The sequence below is a fragment of the Neobacillus niacini genome (genome assembly GCF_023715785.1).
In the GTDB taxonomy this organism is placed as follows: Bacteria; Bacillota; Bacilli; order Bacillales; family Cytobacillaceae; genus Neobacillus; species Neobacillus niacini_E.
Genome location: NZ_JAMBOX010000024.1, coordinates 21,657 through 43,431, shown reverse-complemented (window position 1 = coordinate 43,431; position 21,775 = coordinate 21,657). Strand labels below are relative to the sequence as shown.

Annotated in this window: 19 protein-coding genes and 1 tRNA gene; 1 reads left to right on the top strand and 19 read right to left on the bottom strand. The window is 44.1% G+C overall.

From position 1 onward, the window contains the following. Positions 1–148: 148 nt before the first annotated feature. The 6 genes from ftsH to spoIIE all read right to left on the bottom strand — a co-directional run bounded on the left by ftsH (position 149) and on the right by spoIIE (position 8,653). A complete protein-coding gene (gene ftsH, locus M3234_RS26510) occupies positions 149–2,089 on the bottom strand; it encodes an ATP-dependent zinc metalloprotease FtsH (RefSeq protein WP_262307543.1) in 1,941 nt (646 codons plus the stop codon). Positions 2,090–2,209: 120 nt separating this feature from the next. Then, complete coding sequence (gene hpt / locus M3234_RS26505; RefSeq protein WP_464515100.1) at positions 2,210–2,755, bottom strand: hypoxanthine phosphoribosyltransferase; 546 nt, start codon at positions 2,753–2,755, stop codon at positions 2,210–2,212. Beyond that, complete coding sequence (gene tilS, locus M3234_RS26500; RefSeq protein WP_262307541.1) at positions 2,739–4,163, bottom strand: tRNA lysidine(34) synthetase TilS; 1,425 nt, start codon at positions 4,161–4,163, stop codon at positions 2,739–2,741. The genes hpt and tilS overlap by 17 nt, the downstream gene beginning before the upstream one ends. A gap of 197 nt (positions 4,164–4,360) precedes the next feature. After that, positions 4,361–5,374: a serine/threonine-protein kinase gene (locus M3234_RS26495; protein ID WP_262307556.1), complete on the bottom strand. Its 1,014-nt coding sequence runs from the start codon at positions 5,372–5,374 to the stop codon at positions 4,361–4,363. Continuing rightward, the gene (locus M3234_RS26490) at positions 5,343–6,080 is read right to left on the bottom strand and encodes a VWA domain-containing protein (RefSeq protein WP_262307540.1); all 738 of its coding nucleotides are present in this window, start codon (positions 6,078–6,080) and stop codon (positions 5,343–5,345) included. The genes M3234_RS26495 and M3234_RS26490 overlap by 32 nt, the downstream gene beginning before the upstream one ends. A 95-nt stretch (positions 6,081–6,175) precedes the next feature. Then, entirely contained in the window at positions 6,176–8,653 is a 2,478-nt protein-coding gene (gene spoIIE, locus M3234_RS26485; protein WP_262307539.1) for a stage II sporulation protein E, read from the bottom strand. 226 nt (positions 8,654–8,879) lie between these two features. On the opposite strand from spoIIE, the gene M3234_RS26480 reads away from it, so the two are divergent. Further along, positions 8,880–8,953, top strand: a tRNA-Met gene (locus M3234_RS26480). A gap of 172 nt (positions 8,954–9,125) precedes the next feature. On the opposite strand, the gene M3234_RS26475 is transcribed toward M3234_RS26480, so the two are convergent. The 13 genes from M3234_RS26475 to M3234_RS26415 all read right to left on the bottom strand — a co-directional run bounded on the left by M3234_RS26475 (position 9,126) and on the right by M3234_RS26415 (position 21,759). Beyond that, positions 9,126–9,560 carry a S1 domain-containing RNA-binding protein gene (locus tag M3234_RS26475; RefSeq protein WP_262307538.1) on the bottom strand — a complete coding sequence of 145 codons (435 nt, stop codon included), beginning with the start codon at positions 9,558–9,560 and terminating at the stop codon, positions 9,126–9,128. Between the two features lie 95 nt (positions 9,561–9,655). Beyond that, positions 9,656–10,039: an FtsB family cell division protein gene (locus M3234_RS26470; RefSeq protein ID WP_262307537.1), complete on the bottom strand. Its 384-nt coding sequence runs from the start codon at positions 10,037–10,039 to the stop codon at positions 9,656–9,658. Positions 10,040–10,054: 15 nt separating this feature from the next. After that, on the bottom strand, positions 10,055–10,687 hold the full coding sequence (yabQ, locus tag M3234_RS26465) for a spore cortex biosynthesis protein YabQ (protein ID WP_262307536.1): 633 nt from the start codon (positions 10,685–10,687) through the stop codon (positions 10,055–10,057). Beyond that, positions 10,684–10,989 carry a sporulation protein YabP gene (gene yabP, locus M3234_RS26460; protein WP_066321854.1) on the bottom strand — a complete coding sequence of 102 codons (306 nt, stop codon included), beginning with the start codon at positions 10,987–10,989 and terminating at the stop codon, positions 10,684–10,686. Before yabP ends, yabQ begins: the two co-directional genes overlap by 4 nt. A 73-nt stretch (positions 10,990–11,062) precedes the next feature. Continuing rightward, entirely contained in the window at positions 11,063–11,338 is a 276-nt protein-coding gene (locus M3234_RS26455; RefSeq protein ID WP_066321855.1) for an RNA-binding S4 domain-containing protein, read from the bottom strand. An 18-nt stretch (positions 11,339–11,356) separates the two neighbouring features. Further along, positions 11,357–12,829 carry a bifunctional methyltransferase/pyrophosphohydrolase YabN gene (yabN, locus tag M3234_RS26450; protein ID WP_262307535.1) on the bottom strand — a complete coding sequence of 491 codons (1,473 nt, stop codon included), beginning with the start codon at positions 12,827–12,829 and terminating at the stop codon, positions 11,357–11,359. 1 nt (position 12,830) lies between these two features. After that, positions 12,831–14,444, bottom strand: coding sequence for a putative polysaccharide biosynthesis protein (locus tag M3234_RS26445; RefSeq protein WP_262307534.1), 1,614 nt, complete (start codon positions 14,442–14,444; stop codon positions 12,831–12,833). A 120-nt stretch (positions 14,445–14,564) separates the two neighbouring features. Further along, positions 14,565–15,101 (bottom strand): stage V sporulation protein T, encoded by a 537-nt coding sequence (spoVT, locus tag M3234_RS26440; protein ID WP_285858806.1) that lies wholly within the window; start codon positions 15,099–15,101, stop codon positions 14,565–14,567. Between the two features lie 327 nt (positions 15,102–15,428). Next, positions 15,429–18,965, bottom strand: coding sequence for a transcription-repair coupling factor (gene mfd, locus M3234_RS26435; RefSeq protein WP_262307533.1), 3,537 nt, complete (start codon positions 18,963–18,965; stop codon positions 15,429–15,431). 87 nt (positions 18,966–19,052) lie between these two features. Beyond that, on the bottom strand, positions 19,053–19,283 hold the full coding sequence (locus tag M3234_RS26430; protein ID WP_066321862.1) for an anti-sigma-F factor Fin family protein: 231 nt from the start codon (positions 19,281–19,283) through the stop codon (positions 19,053–19,055). Positions 19,284–19,401: 118 nt separating this feature from the next. Then, a complete protein-coding gene (pth, locus tag M3234_RS26425; protein WP_262307554.1) occupies positions 19,402–19,965 on the bottom strand; it encodes an aminoacyl-tRNA hydrolase in 564 nt (187 codons plus the stop codon). Between the two features lie 119 nt (positions 19,966–20,084). Beyond that, positions 20,085–20,720: a 50S ribosomal protein L25/general stress protein Ctc gene (locus tag M3234_RS26420; RefSeq protein ID WP_262307532.1), complete on the bottom strand. Its 636-nt coding sequence runs from the start codon at positions 20,718–20,720 to the stop codon at positions 20,085–20,087. 82 nt (positions 20,721–20,802) lie between these two features. After that, entirely contained in the window at positions 20,803–21,759 is a 957-nt protein-coding gene (locus M3234_RS26415; protein ID WP_262307531.1) for a ribose-phosphate diphosphokinase, read from the bottom strand. Between the last annotated feature and the right edge of the window lie 16 nt (positions 21,760–21,775).

The following is a 21,775-nucleotide window of genomic DNA, read 5'->3' as shown; positions in this document are numbered from 1 at the left end:
AATGAAAACTCGCCGATTGGCAAGTCCGTTAGGACGAAGACATAGGCGTAGTTGAATTTATGCATTAGGAAGTATAAAATTGGAAAAATTTTTTACTTCCTATTAGCAAAAAAAGAGTGCTTCATTTTCGAAGCACTCTTGTCTGAATTTATTTGCTTGTATCATCTGATGAACTTTCCTCAGAAGAATTCTCATCTTTTTTTGCATTGATGTTGACTTTCACATCATCGGCCTTTTTCATGTCGACTACAACCGATTTAAGTTCCTCCGGATTTTCCGGTAAACGGCCATTATCGATTAAATACTTAATTTGTTCAGCATTCAAAGTTTCCACTTCAAGGAGCGTTTTCGCAATTAAATCAAGCTTGTCGCGATTCTCGGTAAGAATCTGTCTGCATCGTTCGTAGGATTCTTTAATAATCCGTTGGATCTCCAGGTCGATCTCATAGGCAATCGCATCTGAATAATTTTGTTCATTATGAAGGTCGCGTCCAAGGAATACCTGACCGCCCGACTGTTGACCGAACTGCAGCGGTCCAAGCTTATCGCTCATTCCGAATTCGGTTACCATGCGGCGGGCAATGCCTGTCGCACGCTGGAAGTCATTGTGTGCCCCAGTACTAACTTCACCAAAGACAATCTCCTCTGCCACGCGTCCGCCTAATAGGCCAACAATCTTATCAAGCAGTTCTGGCTTTGTCATGAAATAACGATCTTCTCTTGGAAGCATGACAGCATAACCGCCTGCCTGACCGCGAGGCACAATCGTTACCTTATGGACCATATCCGCTTCATCCAGCACTAAGCCAATAACTGTATGGCCGCCTTCGTGGAAGGCAACAATACGTCTCTCCTTTTCAGAGATCACGCGGCTCTTTTTCGCCGGACCAGCAATTACACGGTCTGTGGCCTCGTCAATATCCACCATATCAATTTTCTTTTTGTTTTGCCGTGCGGCCACAAGGGCTGCTTCATTTAACAGGTTCTCAAGGTCTGCACCTGAAAATCCTGGGGTTCGCATGGCAATGTTTTTCAGGTTTACCGACTCATCCAATGGCTTATTGCGGGCATGTACTTTTAAGACCGCCTCGCGGCCATTGACATCCGGACGGTCAACGGTAATTTGACGGTCAAAACGTCCCGGACGCAGTAACGCTGGATCCAGAATATCCGGACGGTTTGTCGCAGCAATGATAATGATTCCTTCATTGGCTCCGAATCCATCCATTTCAACTAATAGCTGGTTCAGTGTTTGCTCGCGCTCATCATGTCCGCCGCCAAGACCGGCACCACGCTGGCGCCCTACGGCATCAATTTCATCAATAAAGATGATACACGGAGCATTTTTCTTTGCATTTTCAAACAAATCACGGACACGGGATGCACCGACCCCGACGAACATTTCAACGAAATCAGAACCGCTGATCGAGAAGAACGGTACGCCTGCCTCACCGGCAACAGCACGGGCCAGCAATGTTTTACCGGTACCCGGAGGTCCGACTAACAGCACACCTTTAGGGATACGTGCGCCAAGTTCAGCAAATTTCCGCGGGTCTTTTAGAAACTCAACCACTTCGACCAATTCGGCCTTTTCCTCATCCGCACCGGCGACATCTCTGAAACGGACTTTTTTCTTGTCATCGTTATAGAGTCTTGCTTTGGACTTGCCGAAGTTCATCACCCGGCTGCCGCCGCCTTGCGCCTGGTTAAGCAAGAAGAAAAATAAAATAAAGATAATCACAAACGGAATAATCGATGTGAAGAAGGTAACCCAGCCGCTCGTTTCTTTTGCCGGCATAACGTCCACTTTTGCATTGGAATTTTGGACGGTGTCAAGGATCTTCTCCCCGTTTGGTATATAGGTGATAAATTTCTTATTATTTGCTTCCAGCTCACCGCGTATCTCAAATACGCCCCGTTCCGGCTGCATCGTAAATGCCTTTACTTCGTCATTTTCCAATTGCTCAACAAACTTGTCGTATGAGATTTGGTCAGTTGGCTCATTGTTTCCATTAAAGAAACTGACAACACCTATAATGACTAAAAATATCAATAAATAAAAGATGGTATTACGGAAAATCCGATTCATCTCTTACCTCCTCCCGCGGGTAAAAACTACATTAAATAGTATCATAGAAAATCTTGTTAATTCAAGGAATAGCCCTCGTTAGCAAGGACGTTTAGCATTACCGGGAAAACCTGAAAAGGGTTATTGATTATTGCTGTAAACTTCGGGTTTCAAAACCCCGATATATGGAAGGTTCCGGTATTTTTCGATGTAATCCAGGCCATACCCAACAACAAACTCATCCGGTACGATAAAACCAACATAATCTGCTTTGATTTCGCTTTTCCTGCCGCTTGGCTTATCGAGCAACGTGACGATTTTAATTGACTTGGCCTTGCGGTAGCGGAATAAATCCACCAAGTAGCTAAGGGTTAACCCGCTATCGATGATATCCTCGATAATCAGGATATCCCGTCCTTCGACGGAGGTATCCAAATCCTTTAGGATCTTCACTTCTCCGGAAGATTTTAACGCGGTTCCATAACTTGATACATCCATGAAATCCATTTCCAAATAGCAATCCATGCGTTTCAGCAAATCCGCCATAAACGGCATTGCACCTTTCAGGACACCGATGGCCAGTGGAAAGCGGTCCTTATATTCCTCTGTTAATTGTGCGGCCAGTTCCCTTATCTTTTCCTGAATTTCTTCTTCCGAAACTAACACCTTTTCAATATCCTGGTTCATCATCCAATGTGCCCCCTAGAAGATCATTACCTACATATTTGAGTAGTATATATGGTTTTTCTTTTTTCTCAATTCCTTCAAATGATGATTTTTTCAAACCTGGAAGCCAGAGAATGCTTCCGTTACTATCCGTAATGACAGGCCAGACGTCACGGTCATACCTCGGGATCTTTTGGTCGATAAAGATATCTTTTAACTTTTTTGAACCTGTCATCCCTTTTAATGTCATTCGGTCCCCACTTTGCCTGGTACGAATAATCAGCGGCCATTGGACTGCCTCTACAGAAAATAGTGCAGTATGTGCCTTCGTATCTTGAATATTGCCCTTTGAATATTCGGCAGTAAGCACTCCGTTTGGGAGATTTACTGACCCCGGCCCGTTGAGTTGGATTAAGTACTCCTCCGCCTTGAGATGCTGAAATTGAAACAGCAGCTCCCGATAAGACCGATATACCTTTAGGTCACCCGGAAAATCCAGTTCTCCTGACGGTCCGCCATAGTTGATTAAGTAAAAAATCTGATCAATATGTACAGCGGAAAGAGCGGCCGGTTTTTCCTTGTAAAGATAGTTTAATATTAGTTGAATCCCTCTCCTTTGTAAAGGTAAAGGCATTTCAAGGAATTCAGCTATGTCAATGGTTATTTTGCCTATTTCTTTGTTTTTCACTACTGTATTCATTTTTTCGATCGTTAATTCCTGCAGAAACGCTTCGTCTGTTTGCAACTCCTCGCTAAAGCGCTGAAAATGCTCATGAACAAGAGGATTTTCATTTTTTAAAAAAGGAAGAACCTTATGACGGAACCTGTTTCTGCTGTAAGTATCCTTGTTATTGCTCGGGTCGATTCTCGGGGTAAGTCGGTGCCTCTCACAATACTCAAGAATCTCATCTTTGGTTAAACACAAAAATGGTCGAAAAATGGTTCCTTGGCCAAAGGGACGTGAGAACGGAATCCCTGCCCTTGCCATCCCTGTACTGCCCCGGGTAAAACGCATCAACATCGTTTCCATCTGATCGTCGCCATGATGGCCAAGGGCCAAATACGGGGCTTGATAGCGCTCCATGACTTTTCTATAGAAATCATATCTTGCCTCTCTTGCTGCAGACTGGGAACTTTTCCCTTCAGCCTTCATTTTTTCTGGGACATTGATTCGCACCATCTCAAAAGGGACCGCCATTTTTTCACAATATTCCTTAACAAACAAAGCGTCCTCAAACGACTCTTGACCGCGGAACATATGGTCGACATGGGCCACGATAATGGTCAGATGTCTTTTTTCTTTAGTTTGGTTTAGGTAGTGAAGCAGTGCCAAAGAGTCAGGCCCTCCCGAAACCCCAACAACGATTTTTTTATTTTCCAGCTTGAACGAACGGCGTTTGAGAAAGGTCTCGACCTTCACTTCCAACATATCATTACACCCTGCTTGCTACAAAGTTCGAATATCAGGCGCATGCACACAGTCCATACCGTTGCGCTTCCGCCTTTCTACTTAGAATACCACTTATGTTAAATTACTATCAAAACATAGGCTTGCCAATTAAAGAATTTTAATTAACCATTAGGTGTTTCCATTCATACGAATGAAAACCAATTAAGTTTCAACGTTTATAGCAATTTTAAAAAAATGTACATGCTATATAGGACGCAAAGAACGACGCCGATAAAGAAAAATTCCATCCAGCCGCTCTTTTTCTTCTTTTTCCGATATTGCTGCCTTGACATCGGTCCGCCTCCCGCAGCTTGCTGCATTGCTGGACGCTTCGATCCTGCAGTAGACACACCTGCAGTTTTGGTACTGTTATGTGAATTTTTTTGGTCGCTCATCGCAGACAATAAATCGACTCTCATTTGCCCCGCTGTCTGATAATGGCCCTGGAGTGCTTTTAAAATGACTTTTTCAAATCGTTTCAGCTCAGGCTTTTGCCTGATTGCTTCTTTTAACTGAGTCAACCCGCCTGTTGTCTTCGTGAGCCTTTGAGGATAAGCGGTATTAATCATCATCATTGCCACTGCAAATAAATCATAGCCTCGATCGGCTTTCCGCGAGCCCAATCCCCAATAGCCACGATCGTAAAACTCGGTGAACTCTTTAATCGCCCGCCCTTGAATCGTCGTACCACCGACATCGATGCATCTGATTGTCGGCGGGGGTCCGGTGACAATCAGGTTCTCCGGTTTCAAATCGCCAAACACCCAGCCATTTTCATGGAGTTTGTCCAAATCGCTAAGCAGCTGCAAAAATAACACCGGTACCCACGCTTTTCCTTTTTTCTGAATAAATGCGAGCAAATCGGGGCCGTGGATATATTCCATCGCATAATAGGACAGACGGCCATAGCTGCTGTGCCAATCGTCGACGTCAAACAAAGAAGGCCCGAGGGTTGGGGGCCCCTGGACCTTCGCAAAGGATTTTAACACATTTACCTCAGAGGTAATCGACATACTGTTATCGCTCATCTTCAACGCTATCTGAGTATCGTTATACTTGGCAAGGTAGACCACTCCATTGGCGCCAAATCCCAGTTCCTTTAAAATCACATATTGCTTAGAATGCCATTTCCCTTTTATAACGGTTCCGGGACTAATCCTATACTGAGTCTTCCAAGTATGATTCATCATCACTTGCCAGCAAGCTCCTTAATGATGGTTTTTGATTAAATGAGGATACGGCCGTCCTGAGTGCCGGGCCGGTGGGGGTTATTCCTCCCGTCGACAGCTTGGAAAACACGCTTGTCAAATTTTGCAGGTTTGGCGTCCAATCGAGCAATTTTTCGACATCATTCCTTTTCCCGGGAAATACGTAAACAGAGAACTGATTTTCCCCTGTACGTGCATTCAAGCTTAGAGAAAGGTCAAACAGCGCTTCTTTCACGGTCGGAAGCTTATGTTTCATGCTGGCGCTGGTGTCGACAAGAATCAACACCTCCAGTTCGACAGTTTCTCCTAGTTCATCGACAACCTCCATGACCTCGCCCCGTTTTTCCGGCGGCAGGTCCTCCATTGTTTTGGAGCGTCCCAAAATTTGCTGCAATTCCCGATTGACGACCCCTTGGATCGTTTGATTCATCGCTTTTCTTGTAACCATTTGCACCGTCTGTGACAACTGCTGGGCATAGACAATCTGACTGACCCCGCCGCCTGACATGGCAATGCCTTCGATTTCCGTCATTCCTTTTTCGTCAATCACATCTTGCTCCATTACACCGATGACGTTTACGGTTACCCCTTGCTCCCTTGCCAGGGCGGCAATCGCAATCGGATCCTCTCCCTGATTTGAACAGCCATCGGTTATAAGAAGAATCTGGCGGATTTTCCCTGTATACATAACGATCTCCCTCCACTTATCTTATTAGCTTTCATTTTCGACCGAGTGGAGGGTATTTATACATATTTCATGCTTCAGCTGGTTAAAATAATCGGTTAGGCGCGCTTCTTTAATTTTTGCATGGGGATGGAGGCCCACTTTGGGGTATTATGTTTGATTTTCGCAACCATGATGGTCATATCGTCATCAATCACTTCCCCTTTCGATCGGATCACTTCTTCGAGAATTAAGTCGGCAATATCCTGCGGGTCGTCCGTTTCCAATTCAAGAATTTTACGTTTCATCCATAAATCGTAGTTTTCCACATGCTTTGGGCCCTCAAATACCCCATCGCTCATCATGATTAACAGGTCTCCTGCCTTTAACTGCTCGCTGACAACGTCAACCTCGAAATCCTGAAGAATTCCCATCGGCAGATTGCTGGCCTGAATCTTGATTACCTTTTTGCCCCGTTTAATGAAGCTTGGGGTGGAGCCGATCTTCAGGAATTTTCCTGAGGCATTTTTTAAGTCAATCATCGCCAGATCCAGGGTGGAGAAAATTTCGTCCGTCGTCCTTAAAGAAAGAATCGAATTAACCGATTTAATCGCGATTTGTTCCTCAATTCCCGATTGTAGAATCTTTTGCAAGAGCTTTAATGTCTCCTTGCTTTCATAATGGGCTCGTTCGCCATTGCCCATGCCATCGCTGATCGCTAGCGCAAACTTGCCGAGTCCGAGCTCAATCGTTGAATGACTGTCACCTGATACAAGCCCCCCATCTTTAGCGGCATGGGCCACTCCTGTTTCAACGGTATATGCCTTGGAGGACCTGAATACGACGTGACAATATCCGTTTGGATAGGCAGCGCATTCCTCCCTGTTCACCAAAATCGTTTCACCTAGAATATCGGACAACATCGGAGCAATCAGCTTCTCACACTCACCTCGCCCGTTGCAATATGGGATGGACATCTCAATATCGACATTGCCCGGTTCAAGGCTGTAGATTTCCACCTGCTCAATATGAATGCCAAACCCCTGCATTGCTTCCATAATTTGTTCTTCCTGTTTGTAATAATTTTCGCGTTCCCGCTGAATTTCCTTGGCGAAGTTATCCATCACCTCGGAGACGCCCATCAACTGGTCGGCTACCAGATTCCGGCTCTCTTGAACCTTTTTCTTCAATTTTTGATTGGCTTGATAGAAGGTCAACTCTGTGCCAATCGTTTCATAGACCTTTTTCGAACGGGTACATAGCTTTTCCCATTCCCGAGCCAGTTTTAAGGAAACATTTCCATCATTTTGATCCATTTCATGAATAATTTCTTCCAAATAGGCATAGGTTGTACTAAAATTCTTCGCCCAGCATTGTTCCTTCTTAAAGCAGGTTTGGCATGTCTTTTCGGTTACATGGCTCATAAAGTAATCCATCTCGCGAATGCTCTCTTCACCGTCCGGCTCTTCTCTATCAAGCTGGGAAAAGCTTTTGGATAAGGCATGAAACACGCTGGAAAACTGGGAAACCCGCTGTGCAGTCACATCGCGCATTTTCCTCATATATTTTTGCTGTTCGGCCGTATGCTCCGGCGTGCCGGGAATATATTTGGCCAATCTCGATGTCAGCATATGCGGAGTTAATAAAAATAGAGAAATGGCAGCAGCCGATTCAAGTATTGTCACCTTAATAGAGCCGCCGCCTTCCCCGTACATGGCGATTAATAGTGTGGCAATAAACAAACCGATGGACACGCCGATTTTTTTCCCTTCCTTCATCAATCCGCCTAATACGCCTGAAAAAGCAAGCAAGCTCATATGATAAAAACTGGAGACACTGGCTAGACTGAAAATCAACCCGGTCACGACCCCCACGGTCGACCCGATTGTCGCTCCGGCAATAAACGAAAATATTAACACAAGGTAACGGGATAAAATATGCTCCACCGATAGGTCATAGACTTTCCAGCCAATTGTTCCCGTCATGATGGAGGCGAGCATAATAATCAAGCAGACTATTTCCTCGGTTTTTAGCAATTGTCTGCGTTTATTGAAGGTTAGCAGCGGAATGCTTTGCAGGAAAATCAGCGTGAGGATAAAGGCAAGACTTGCCTGGACACCGACCATCATCCCGTCGTAGATTGTAAGCTGGTCCGAAAAATAATAGGATTCCGCCAGTTTTCCTAGCCCCAAGATACCTCCGACAAAAAATGGCAGCGCCTTCATTTCATTATCAATCCATTTTTGGCTGATTCGATAGATAATGATAAAGCAAACGGTAATGATGAAGGTTAGGGCGGCGTTTGCCAGCGATAGGGTCGCCGCACCCGAAATGAGCCCGATTAAAGCAATGGGTGCCCGGTCCCGTTTAATTAAATAAACCGCTGCAAAAAAAGGCAGACTAAACGGGGCCAGCTTTGCCAGGATTAACGCACGTCCTAACAGAAAGCCGACAATTAATAAAAGGATCCCTTTTTTGATAAAAAAGGATTCCAGCATAAATTGAAATTTTTTTAACCCATTTCCAAAATTCCACTTTGGAGAGTGAAGGTTTACTTCTCCGATCGGCTCTACTAAACTTGCGTTTGGCTTCTCCATTTTTTCTCACTCCCTGATAGTTTTAGTTGAAAACTATTATAGAGTTGATAGATTTAAAAGTTTGTCAAATTAGTGAACAAGTTAAAAAAATCGTTCGACTGTTTTCACTATATTCATCCAAATAATAGTACCTATCCCGAATAGATGACGTTTGCCTTGTGTAAAGTAAAGTTTATATTGACTTTCTATATCGGTGTTTGTATTATATTATTTGTGTTTTTAATTTGGCGGTGTAGCTCAGCTGGCTAGAGCGTACGGTTCATACCCGTAAGGTCGGGGGTTCGATCCCCTCCGCCGCTATACTGAAATGCTCCAACCCCTAGGCGCTGGAGCTAGACATTAAGCGAAGTAGAAATCGACTGTTTAGTCGGTTTCTTTTTTTACACAAAAAAGACAAGCCATTATGACTTGTCTTTAATCTATTAGATAGTACAGTGATACCTGCTTTATCCGAGTAAAAGTCAGCAGCAAGTTAACCCCGTCTGGCCCCTCTTCCTCCACGCTTGGACTCTGTGTGCCGCTTTAGGGAAGATAAACGATCCTCGCTATCCTTTAAAAATTTCGCCATTTTTGTTTCAAAGTTCTCTGGTCTAGAATGATTACGATCGTTTGATCTGCCCTGACGAGGACGTTGGTTTGAATATTTTCGTTCTCTTTCCGGCTGTTCTGGTCTATCTTTGGCCTTTTTAATGGATAGTCCAATCTTTCCATCCTTTTCAACATTAAGAACCTTGACCTCAACTTGGTCGCCGACTTTAAGATGATCATTAATATCTTTTACATAATTGTCAGCAACCTCACTGATGTGGACAAGTCCTGTTGAACCATCCGGCAGCTCCACAAACGCTCCGAAATTTGTAATTCCTGTCACCTTTCCTTGTAACTTGCTGCCTACTTCGATTGACATAAAAAAAATGTTCCTCCTTAAAAATATAAAAAATCAAACTTACTATATATTATACAGAAAGGGAAATTTGAGTGTCAATAATACGCCCTATTGGTTCATTTTTCCTTCTTTTCTTCAGGGATATTAAAGATAATTTCGTTTTTCTCCGAGAAAAAGTATTCTTTCCTGGCCAGCTTGGCAATATACTCGTCATCGTTTAATTTTATGATATTTTCGTTTAAAATATCTTCCTGCTTTTTCAGTTGGGCGAGCTCGATTTTAAGCTTCTCATGCTCGGCCATTTTTGCCTCAAGCTTGGCATTTTGGGAAATCAGGCTGGAAATCAACAAATAAGACAGGAAAGCAGCAAACACAAAAAACAAGGACAGCCGTCTAATTAACAGCTTCCGTTTCCTGGCTGAAGCGATTTCCGCATATTCCTGCTGTCTGATATACGGCGTTTGGATTCTGGATACATTTTTTTGACGTTCAGCTCCCATTTCCCATACCCTACCTTACTCTTTTGTTTTTTTCCACTTTTCAATCCACTTGTTTATATAATTCCAGATTGCCTTAAATTTTCCTGCCGTTTTATTATATAACTTCTCGACGGATTTTTTAAGGCTTTTCGGCAAAAGTTTCCACAATATTAGCAAAATCTGTTTTACTATGCCAAAAATCATCCTAATTATATATAGGATCACACTCCAAATAAATTTTGCCAGGGATAACAGTCCCCTGCCAACGGTCATAACGATGACAATAACTAGCTGAATCAACCCGACAATCGGTTTGTAAATAAGCATCATAAAAGTCCTTTTAATAAATCTCGCCAACGAAATGACCGTCCTGATGGCTAGCTCAAGGAGCCTAAGGTACGTTGTTTTCAACAAGCTTTGATAGGCGGCAAATCCGCACAAAAGGGCAATAAAAATATAAAACCTTAATTCGCCGTTATTGACTAAAAACAATGCATAAAAGATAAGCATTGCCTGAATCATCCAAAACAGCAAATCATTGACGAATACAATCCAGGCCTTTCGCTTGGGCCTGTCCAAAAATCTTTGATACGTATCAAAAAGGGCCCCAAATAGCGACCCCATTCCGATCATGGAAAGCATTGTGAGAAATTGAGTCGAAAGGCTCATCGGAACAACTTGCTAAAGAACCCTTTAGCTTTCTCCCCGTGATGTTCATCCAAGTAGACGAGATCAAAGATTTTCCCTTTAATCGACACAATCCCTTTTTCGACATCGAGGTTTTTCATTTGCAAATTTTGTCCCTTAATGGCCAAGAATCCCATCGATGTCTCCAGCAAAAATTCCTCATTATCAAAGCTTTCCACCTGCTTTACGCCGGTAATATCAAGAAGCTTTCTTCCTCTCATCATTACATCATGGTCTGGAATATTACTTTTCGTTGAATGATTATCGTAATATTGTTGGCTCATTCTCATCCCCCACAATCATTTGTCTCGCTACAACATTTTTATGTTAGGGACAAGAAAAATAGAACGAGCTTTACTATAAACCTTCGTCTGAATAACTTACCTTTTCCTCTTTAACGATCGTGTACATTTCCGCCGCTTCTTCCTTGCGGGTCGTTTCCTGAATCCGCTCGATTCTGACGGTGACTTTCCTTTGTCCAAGCCTAAGTGTCAGTTCATCGCCCACTTTTACCGTCGAGCTGGCCTTGGCCTCTTTGCCGTTAAGCTCAATCCGGCCCTGGTCGGAAACCTCCTTAGCTAAGGTTCTGCGTTTAATTAATCTTGAGACTTTTAAAAACTTATCCAAACGCATCTTCTGCTCTCCCCCAATCTATAATCCTTTTTGTTTTGCTTCATCCCAATAATGGTCAAGCTCTTCAAGCGTATAGTCAGCAAAGCCCTTGCCACTCTTATTTACCTGCTGTTCAATGTAGTGAAACCGGCGAACAAATTTTTCGTTTGTTTGAAAAAGTGCCTCTTCCGGATGAATTTTAAGGAACCTTGCCACATTGACAAATGCAAATAATAAGTCGCCGAATTCCTTTTCCGCCCGGTCCTTGCTTCCGTCGGTTCCATTTAATTCAGCAGTGAATTCCTCCAGCTCTTCTTTCAATTTCTCCAAAGCCGGGGTAATTTCCTGCCAGTCAAAGCCCACCTTAGCCGCTTTCTTTTGCAATTCATAGGCTCTCAGCAAATTAGGAAGTCCTTTGGAAACTCCGTCAAGCAGCGAGTTTTGCGCATGACTTCCGCCTTTTTCTTGCTCCTTAATCTGCTGCCAATTTTGAACAACCTCCTCGGCATTTGCTGCCTTGCCTTCCCCAAATACATGCGGATGGCGGCGGACCATTTTTGCCGACAGCCCTTCCATTACATCATCGATAGAAAAATAACCATCATCCTCGCCAATTTGTGCATGAAGCATCACCTGAAGCAAAACATCCCCAAGTTCTTCGATCAAATGGTCAATATCGCCTTCGTTGATTGCTTCAATCACTTCATAGGTTTCTTCGATTAAATATCTTTTTAATGATTCATGGGTTTGCTCCTTATCCCACGGGCAGCCATTTGGCCCTCTTAACTCAGCAATAATAGCGCGCAGCTTTGCAAAGGTTTTCCAAAGGATCTCCTCATCCTTTACAGGCGGAACATACACAGAGGTCAGATTATTAATTGATATATTGCGATCCAATTCATATAGTGGTACCTTCTCGATGACTTCCTGTTTGCTGCCGGCCGCTGTGACAATCCAAACCTCGTAGTCATCCGGATATCTCTCCATTAGCGTTAATTTGACATCGGAGGCAACAAACTGATCATATACCTGGCTGATGATAATATGCTGGTCCATTTGAAGTCCGCCAGCATGAATCGAGGTGCCATCCAACAGCTGAAATCCGTCGATCGGATCGATTCTTAAGGACGCAAAGGTCTCGTCAATAAAGCTTTGCCCGCCGCCGACAACAATATTCACTCCCGCCGTTGGCCCTTTTTCAAACAGAAGCTGGACCGATCGCTCTGCCACAAGTGGATGACCCGGCACTGCATAGATGACGTCTTCAGTGTCCGCCTTTTCGAGCAGGATGGAGGCAATTTCCTCATAAACTTCATCAAATTGATCATGCTGTTCATAAACATCATCAAACGAAGTAAAGGTCATTCCTTCATGTGCCAAGTCCGCTACAACAGGATGCTCTTTTGTTCTTAAGTAGACATGGTCAGCCTTGATTAATTTTCGATAAACACCGACTTGCAGTTGCTCCAAGTCTCCGGCACCCAAACCAACAATCTCAATTTTTTTAGCCATATTAATTCCGATCCTTTCGAGCCATTAAATAGATGAATTTACTGCCAAACGGAAAAAGTGCCAGCTCATCCTCTCTGAATACTTTTCCTCTAATCACAATGAAGCTAAAGACAAGTCCGCCAAAGCCAACAGCCGATAACGCTTGCAACGCTGCTCCTGTCCGGCTGCCAGCATGCGAGCCAGCCAGGTTATCAATTAAGAAAAAATAGCCTTTTAAAGATAAAATCATCGCCAAGGCAGCAACAGAAACGGTTGCTAAAAACCGCAATGGCACCAAGGAAATGGGCACCATTTTTTTTAATTTTACTAACAAAATAATGGTGACAATGCCTAATGAAATAAGTGTTGAAATCGCAGCTCCCATTGTTCCATATACAGGAACCAACACCATATTCAGCATGTATTTGACTGGGAACAAACTTACCGTCGCCAATGCGGGGGTCATGAGACTCCCCAGTCCCTGCAAAACTGCCATTACAATAGAAATAATCGATGTAAACAAAATAACAAAACTGAGAACGCCCAAAACAGAGGAACCAAGGTCATTCTCAAACAGCATAATATTGGTCGGATTGATAATTGCCGCCAGCCCGAACGCAGCACCCAGTCCAATGACGAGGCTTACTTTAATCGCCAGTTGGATTTTATGATATAAAAATTCTGGCCTGGCTGCTAGACGATCACGAGTAATTAACGGTACAAGTGTAAGGGATATCGACGATGCCGCAACCGTTCCCAATTGAATTAACGGCTGCCCGCGGTCATAGATCCCTTTTAGGGTTTTAGCCGGGTCCGGTCCGATACCTGATTTCACAAGCAATGAATATAGATTTAACGAGTCGGCCAATTGGATAAATATCATTAGCATCCCGCTGATGCAAATCGCCAGGCCATGAAACGTGAGCGCTTTTACAATCGGCCTTATCCAGGATTTACCCTTTCGAAGAAGCCCATACCCCGGCGCCATTATTCTCCATTCTTTACGAATCCAAATAAACATAAACAAAATGATTCCGGAAACGATGCTTCCGGTAATGGAACCAAACATCGCTCCCCCGCCGACTAGGTATAAGGAGACACCCTTTTGCATCAGCAGATAGGACAGGAAGAGAATCGTCAACACCCGGACAGTCTGCTCACCTACTTGTGATAAAGCCGTTGGCGTCATATCTCCGATTCCCTGGTAAAACCCGCGCAGCGTGGCCATAAACGGGAATGTTAAAAAGACGATCGAAACTACCCTTATTAAGACTGAAAGGCCGGGGTCGTGCATCCATCTGGCGATTAGGTCTGCCCCGAAATAAAGGACCAGAAAGCAGATTAGGCCAAATAGTTGTAAGTATAGGAACGACACAAAGAGCAGCAGGCGGGATTTCCCGACTTCTCCATTTTCCTTTTGTTCCGCATAAAGCTTGGAAATCACGACCGGAAAGCCTGTTGTTGATAGCACGACAGCCATCCCATAAAACGGATACACCTGCTGGTATATGTAAAAACCGATATCGCCCACGATATTTTGAAAGGGGATCCGGTAAAAGGCACTTAAAATCTTCGTAATGATTGCTGCAATGGTTAAAATAAAGGCCCCTTTAAACAAAGCCTTTGATGGATTCACATAGTTCACCTGCCTCGAAACGCATAAGCGCCTTCCATTATAGCATTAAAAAAGGCAGCCAGGGCTGCCTTTTTAGTAAAATTGTCCAGCTTCAGCGCCTAGGGGCTTCCGCATTTCGGTTTACTGCTCCATTTGTCGGGCGAGGAAGCCTGCTGCTGTTTCCACAGCCTTTTGTTCGACCTCCCCAAGTGTTCCCTCTTTTGAAAAAATAATCACCGCTCCAATGGGGTCACCATTTGCGATAATCGGCCCAATTGTGTAAGATGTCACCGTCTCATCATTGCCTTCTACCAAGGCGACATCGCCTTGCTGGGTAATGAGCACTGAATTGCGATCTTCCATCGTTTTTTCAACTAATTCACTAATATTTTTATTTAAATAATCCTTTTTTGATCCACCTGCTACTGCAATGTAAGTATCTCTATCACAAATCAGAACAGGGTTACCGAGGCTGTCAAATAGGGCTTCAGCATATTCTTTGGCAAAATCGCTTAACTCGCTGATTGGTGAATACTTTTTTAAAATGACTTCCCCATCCCGGTCAACAAAGATCTCTAACGGATCCCCTTCACGGATACGCAGGGTTCTGCGTATTTCTTTAGGAATTACAACACGACCCAAATCATCGATTCGACGAACTATTCCAGTTGCTTTCATCCAATGTTGCCTCACTTTCATCTGATGATTTAATAACTTGGCGAATAGAAAAGCGGAAGCGCCTTGCCCAGGGGCGACAGGCATAAGACGAGCCGGCCAGAAGGCTGCCTTTTAGCCTTCTTGACGGATTGGCTTATGACCCCGAGCGCCTAGGCGCTGCAGCTCGACAATAACTTATTTTCCTGTAATTGAAATCTTCGCCAACTTTGAATTTAGTATCTTTCAACTGGAAAGTTCTATACACAAACGTCACATTTTTTTCACATATTCAGGAACTGCTGCCAATTCCGGAACGTTGGAAAGTGAGGCTCCCTCTTTATTTAAAAATCAGTTCACTGGATTACCTTGCTCTTTTTTCGCCAATGGAATGCCTTTGACCATTTCAAAAATGATATTGAGCCAAGCGGAGGTGTCGAAGTCCTTGGTTTTAATGACAATTTTTAATTTTTTCCCCTCCATGCCAGGGGTGACTGCACGGCCAAACTTGCTGCCTAAGTGGAAAAGCTTACTTCCATCAAGCGTGTTAGTTACGGCCTCATCCAATAGAATTGTGACATCCTGCTTAACCTGTTTAATTTGTTCCACGCCATTATTGATCGCAAATACCTTCATCTCGGCAATTTGGAACAGATAGGCGACCTCATCAGGATACTCACCAAACCGGTCTAGCATTTCCGCCTGCAATTCTTCAATATCCTCGAGCGTCTGGGCTCCTCTGAACCGCTTATACATCTCAATTTTTTGATGGCCATCTTTAATATAGGTATCAGGAATGTAGGCATCAATTTCCAGATCGATTTCAACCGTTGGCTTCGGTGCCGCCTTAAGGTCGCCCTTACGCTCTTCAATCGCTTCCTTCAGCATTTGCGAATAAAGGTCGAATCCCACTGAATCGATAAAGCCATGCTGCTGAGCGCCCAATAAATTGCCCGCTCCTCTAATTGACAGGTCCCGCATGGCGATTTTAAAGCCTGAGCCTAACTCGGTAAACTCCTTGATGGTTTCAAGGCGTTTTTCAGCCACTTCCGTTAACACTTTGTCCTTGCGATAAGTAAAATACGCATAGGCGACGCGATTTGACCTGCCGACTCGGCCGCGAAGCTGATACAGCTGGGACAGACCCATGCGGTCGGCATCGTGGACAATCAATGTATTTACGTTAGGAATATCGACACCTGTCTCAATAATTGTCGTGCTCACCAACACATCGGATTCGCCCGCGAGAAAGCTGAGCATCACGGACTCCAATTCATTTTCCGTCATTTGGCCGTGAGCATAGGTTACCCGTGCGTCCGGCACAAGCATGCGGATTTCTTCGGCCTTGCGCTCAATATCCTCAACGCGGTTATATAGGAAGTAGACTTGTCCGTCGCGGGCAAGCTCCCGCTCAATCGCCTCCCTGACAAGGCTTCCATTGTATTCCATCACATAGGTTTGCACCGGGAAACGGTTTTCCGGTGGTGTCTCAATGACTGATAAATCACGGACCCCGAGCATCGACATATGCAGTGTTCTCGGTATTGGCGTTGCGGTCAACGTTAACACATCAATATTCGTTTTTAGTCTTTTAATTTTTTCCTTGTGGGTAACGCCAAACCGCTGCTCCTCATCAATAATTAAGAGGCCCAAATCATGGTAAACAATATCCTTGGACAACAGCCGATGCGTTCCGACGACAATATCAACCGTACCGGCCTTTAAGCCTTTGATCGTTTCGGTTTGCTGCTTTTTCGTCCGGAATCTGCTTAACATGCCGATATTGATTGGAAAGTCCTGAAATCTCTCACGGATGGTCTCGTAATGCTGCTGGGCCAAAATGGTTGTCGGTACCAAGAAGGCAACCTGCTTGCCGTCAGCAATTGCTTTAAACGCCGCCCGGATTGCCACCTCTGTTTTTCCATAGCCGACATCGCCGCAAAGCAAACGGTCCATCGGCCGCGGCTGTTCCATATCCTTTTTGATTTCATGGATGGAACGAAGCTGGTCTTCCGTTTCACGGTAGGCGAATGAGGTTTCAAATTCCCGCTGCATGTCACCGTCCGGCGAGAATGCATAACCAACTGCCGCCTCCCGTTCGGCATAAAGCTTAATAAGGTCGTCGGCAATATCTTCAACTGATGATTGGACCTTTTTCTTGACCTTCTTCCAATCACTGCCGCCAAGCTTATAGATTTTCGGCTCTTTCCCCTCAGAACCAACATATTTCTGGACTAGGTCAATTTGTTCAACCGGCACATAAAGCTTATCTGTCCCCTGGTAGCGGATATGAAGGTAATCCTTATGTATTCCGTTAATGACCAGGGTTTCAATTCCTAAATATTTTCCGATTCCATGATTCACATGGACAACATAATCGCCAGTTTTTAGCTCTGAATAGCTCTTAATCCGTTCGGCGTTGGAGAGCTTTTGCCGGCTGGAAGACTTTTTCACCCGCTTATTAAACAGCTCTTCCTCGGTAATGACGGCAATTTTTTGAATTGACAGCTCAAAACCGGTTTGCAGGCTTCCTTTCATAATCTGGGTTCTGCCTGGCAGCGGCTGCTGATGGTCAGAGATGACACTGGCATCCACTTCATAATCTTCTAGAACACGTTCCAGCTTTTTGACTCTTTCCCCGTCCGGCCCTAAAAATAGAATACAATAATTGCTTTTTTTCCATCTGTCAATCTCCGCTTTTAGCAGATGCATTTGTCCGTGGAAGTTCTGCATCGGCTTGCAGGAAACATTAATGATGTTCTGAGGATTGGTATTGGCTACATGCCGCAAGAACAACGACATATATATAATCGGAAACTCCTTTTTGATTAAAAACGCCTGCAAGTCATGAGAAATATGCAAATCATGGATGATCTTCCCTTCGCCAAGCAAGGCGGTATACCATTCTGCCTCCTCTTTTACAAGCGATTCATTCATTTCTTGAACCCGGCTGATTTCATCAATAAACACCAAGCCGTCTTTAGGCAGATAGTCTAGTAGACTGCTAGGCGATTCATAGGCTAAGGACAGGTATTTGTAGACTTCATCCGGCTTCTGGCCATTTTTTAATTGTTCCAGCTCATGACTGATATTTTGTGTAAGCTGCAGTTTGGCCTTATCGTCCTTTAATTTTTTTAAGCTTTTGGCCAAGCCGCCTTCCAATCTTTCAGCCATCTGGCGATAATTTTCCGGCTCAAGCAGGAATTCTGTTGCAGGGCCGATGACAGCCTCTGTCACCTTTCCTTTTGAACGCTGGTCTTCGAGTGAGAAATAACGGATTGAATCGATTTCGGTATCAAACAGCTCTATTCTTAACGGGTTTTCTTCAGTAAGCGGGTAAATATCAATAATACCGCCTCTTACACTGAACTCACCGGGAGTCGTCACCATTTCACCGCGAACATAGCCCATGTTGACCAATGTTTTCAGGAATGTCTCAATCTCCAAATCTTCCCCCATTTTTACTGCTAGCTGGTATCGCTGCCAGATCGTTTTGGGAGGGAGAATTTTTTTCAACCCGGCAATCGGCACAATCAAAATTCCTTTATTATGCTGACTCCAGTAATTTAGTGCATCCATACGCTGGGCTTTTAATTCCGGACTAGCAACACTGAGTTCAGCAGCAATTAATTCGTTTGCTGGAAATAGAAATACTTCCGTTTCGTTTACTAGATTGGAAAGATCATCATAGAGTTTTTGTGCTTGTAATAGATTATGGGTAACGACCATAATCGGCCTGTTTAATTTTTCGTAAATAGCCGCGGTAAAAACAGTCCTTGAAGAACCCGATAACCCGGATATCAGCTGTTCCCGCAAATTTTCGTTAATTCCAGCCAGAACGGACTGGACATCTTCCTGCTGCAGGAATAACGATTTTAAACCATTCAAGGCTTCTCCTCCTCCCTTTAAAGCTTTATTTTTATATTGCTGCATTTTTTAAACAGAAAAATGCTTTGGAGTCATTCCAAAGCGCACTTAATGGATCAAAAAATCGTATTGATGATAATCCGGATTCCGTTCCAATGCTTCTTGGCAATCTTCACAAATCGCCTTAATATTAATATCCCCTGTGGTCTCATAGGAAACCATATCCTGTCTTTCCTGATCGGATAATTTGTGAAGGCCGAGTGCCTCCGCATGAATGGATGCTTCCTCAATAGAGCCAATTTTGGTGCCACAATGACGGCAATGATAATGGATGGCCACGCCTGTCCCTCCCTAGTTTGCAATTCATTATTAGTATGAACCGCAGCAAGGGAACTTATTCATGACGACCTGCTTAGAAGTTACTTTCCTTTAGTCTATTAAGCATAAGCCTGTATCATTACTGATTATATTCGTTCATTACTTGTAAGAATGGCTTTTTTAACCATGCCTCACAAGCATCAGCACTCTTCAACACCGCTTCTTTTACCGGCTCCTGTTCGTCAGGGCGAAATTTGCCAAGTACATAGTCAGGAACACTCATACCCGGCGGATTAGGCCGGTCGATTCCGATTCGGATCCGGTTAAACTCCTGTGTACCCAGATGCTGGACGGTTGACTTTATCCCATTGTGGCCGCCGGGACTTCCCTTCTGACGCAGCCGGATTTTTCCGACTGGTAAGTCAAGGTCGTCATAGATGACAACCAGATTCTCCAAGTCTATTTGATAATAATCGATTACCGCCCGGATGGACTCCCCGGATAAATTCATATAGGTTAGGGGCTTTAGCAGCAGGACCTTTTCCCCGCCGGCAAAACCGATTCCGTATACCCCTTTATGCTTTGCTTGATTCAGCGGGACATTCCAACGGCTGGCCAGTTCGTCAACGACTTCAAAGCCAATGTTATGCCTTGTGTGCTCATACTGTTTCCCCGGGTTTCCCAAACCAACAATCACCTTCATATGTGGTCCGCCCTCCTCTTCTTGCTTAGCCCGCTTTTTAAAAAGTTTCGTAAACATCGTTTTCTCCCATTTTCTTTAATGCAATAAAAGACGTAACCAAACTAGGTTACGTCTATATACTATTCTTTGCCCTCGGGCTCTGTTTCTCTGCCTTCTTCATTATCAGGATGGCCGCCTTCCTGCTGTTCGCCTGCATTGATTTCCTCTTCAACTTTAGGCGGCAGAATCGAGGCAACCACTTCGCTTTCCTCGTGGTTAATGGTCATTCCCATTGTCGGAATATCCCTAACATAGAGTGTCTCGCCCACCTGCAGATTGGTCACGTCGACTTCGATTTGGGGTGGAATATTCTCCGCTGTCGTCGTTACCGAAAGTTGATGAAGCGGCTGTTGCATGACTCCACCGTCCTTGACGCCGGCAGCGTATCCGACTAGCGCCAGTCTGACATCAACAGTAATCTTCGAGGATTTATCAACCGCTAGAAAATCAACATGAATGATTTCTTTCTTCATAACATCCTCTTGATAATCCGATAGTATAACATCCTGTTTTGAGCCGTCCATATCGAGCGAAAACACGCCATTTCTACCGACAGAACGAAGTGTTTTGGTTAAATCAGCCGAGCTGATAAACACCGGCCTGTTCTCTACCTTTGCCCCATAGATAACAGCCGGGATCTGGCCATTGTTCCTCATTTTTTTTAACTCCGAGCGAGGAATTTCCTTTCGCTCCGTTGCTTGTAAAACAGCACTCATTTATGATCACCTTCCTATTTAGTCATCTGTAATAAAAATGCCCTAAAACAGGAAGGTTTAAACATTTTTCAGGTGGTGTTTATTAATCAAATAAGGTGCTGACTGATTGTTCTTCGTGGATGCGGATAATCGCTTCTCCTATGAGCGGTGCCACCGAAAGGCCAACGATTTTTTCAATTTTCTTCTCTTCCGGAAGTGATATAGAGTTTGTTACAACCAACTCTTTGATTTTGGAATTTTGAATCCGCTCAATCGCCGGTCCGGATAGCACTGGGTGGGTACAGGACGCGTACACTTCTTTTGCCCCATTTTCCACTAAAGCGTTGGCAGCAAGGGTAATTGTACCTGCTGTATCAATAATGTCATCGATTAAAATGGCGACTTTTCCTTCAATATTACCGACGATATTCATAACTTCAGCCACATTCGGTCTTGGACGGCGTTTATCAATAATCGCAATTGGCGCTTTTAGGCGCTCGGCCATCTTTCTGGCTCTCGTAACCCCACCATGGTCTGGGGAAACAATGACAATATCTCCATCCAACGCTTTGTCCTTAAAGTAATCTGAAAGGATCGGAACACCCATTAATTGGTCAACCGGAATATCAAAGAAACCTTGAATCTGTGGCGCATGTAAATCAAGGGTCAGCACACGTGTTGCCCCGGCTGTTTCCAGCAGGTTGGCCACCAATTTTGCGGTAATAGGTTCGCGGGCGCGCGCTTTTCTGTCTTGACGGGCATAACCATAATACGGCATGACAATATTAATCGTTTTGGCTGATGCTCTTTTCAACGCATCAATCATGATTAATAATTCCATAATATTGTCATTTACAGGCTGGCTCGTTGATTGGATCACGAAAACATCACAGCCGCGGATACTTTCTTCAATATTGATTTGAATTTCTCCGTCACTAAATCTGTTGACCGAACATTTTCCGAGCTCGACTCCAATGACCTTAGCAATTTCTTGGGCAAGGGGAAGATTGGAATTTAAACTAAACACTTTTAAATTAGGATCTAAATATTGATTCGACATGAGGGCCCTCCATTAA

Coding starts and splice junctions, on each gene's coding strand:
- M3234_RS26415 (WP_262307531.1), bottom strand. CDS start 21,759: ATGTCGAATCAATATTTAGATCCTAATTTAAAAGTGTTTAGTTTAAAT.
- M3234_RS26475 (WP_262307538.1), bottom strand. CDS start 9,560: ATGTCAATCGAAGTAGGCAGCAAGTTACAAGGAAAGGTGACAGGAATT.
- spoIIE (WP_262307539.1), bottom strand. CDS start 8,653: ATGGAGAAGCCAAACGCAAGTTTAGTAGAGCCGATCGGAGAAGTAAAC.
- M3234_RS26455 (WP_066321855.1), bottom strand. CDS start 11,338: ATGCGTTTGGATAAGTTTTTAAAAGTCTCAAGATTAATTAAACGCAGA.
- spoVT (WP_285858806.1), bottom strand. CDS start 15,101: ATGAAAGCAACTGGAATAGTTCGTCGAATCGATGATTTGGGTCGTGTT.
- yabQ (WP_262307536.1), bottom strand. CDS start 10,687: ATGAGCCTTTCGACTCAATTTCTCACAATGCTTTCCATGATCGGAATG.
- tilS (WP_262307541.1), bottom strand. CDS start 4,163: ATGTTGGAAGTGAAGGTCGAGACCTTTCTCAAACGCCGTTCGTTCAAG.
- M3234_RS26420 (WP_262307532.1), bottom strand. CDS start 20,720: ATGAGTGCTGTTTTACAAGCAACGGAGCGAAAGGAAATTCCTCGCTCG.
- yabN (WP_262307535.1), bottom strand. CDS start 12,829: ATGGCTAAAAAAATTGAGATTGTTGGTTTGGGTGCCGGAGACTTGGAG.
- M3234_RS26470 (WP_262307537.1), bottom strand. CDS start 10,039: ATGGGAGCTGAACGTCAAAAAAATGTATCCAGAATCCAAACGCCGTAT.
- hpt (WP_464515100.1), bottom strand. CDS start 2,755: ATGAACCAGGATATTGAAAAGGTGTTAGTTTCGGAAGAAGAAATTCAG.
- ftsH (WP_262307543.1), bottom strand. CDS start 2,089: ATGAATCGGATTTTCCGTAATACCATCTTTTATTTATTGATATTTTTA.
- pth (WP_262307554.1), bottom strand. CDS start 19,965: ATGAAGGTGATTGTTGGTTTGGGAAACCCGGGGAAACAGTATGAGCAC.
- M3234_RS26495 (WP_262307556.1), bottom strand. CDS start 5,374: ATGATGAATCATACTTGGAAGACTCAGTATAGGATTAGTCCCGGAACC.
- M3234_RS26490 (WP_262307540.1), bottom strand. CDS start 6,080: ATGTATACAGGGAAAATCCGCCAGATTCTTCTTATAACCGATGGCTGT.
- yabP (WP_066321854.1), bottom strand. CDS start 10,989: ATGAGCCAACAATATTACGATAATCATTCAACGAAAAGTAATATTCCA.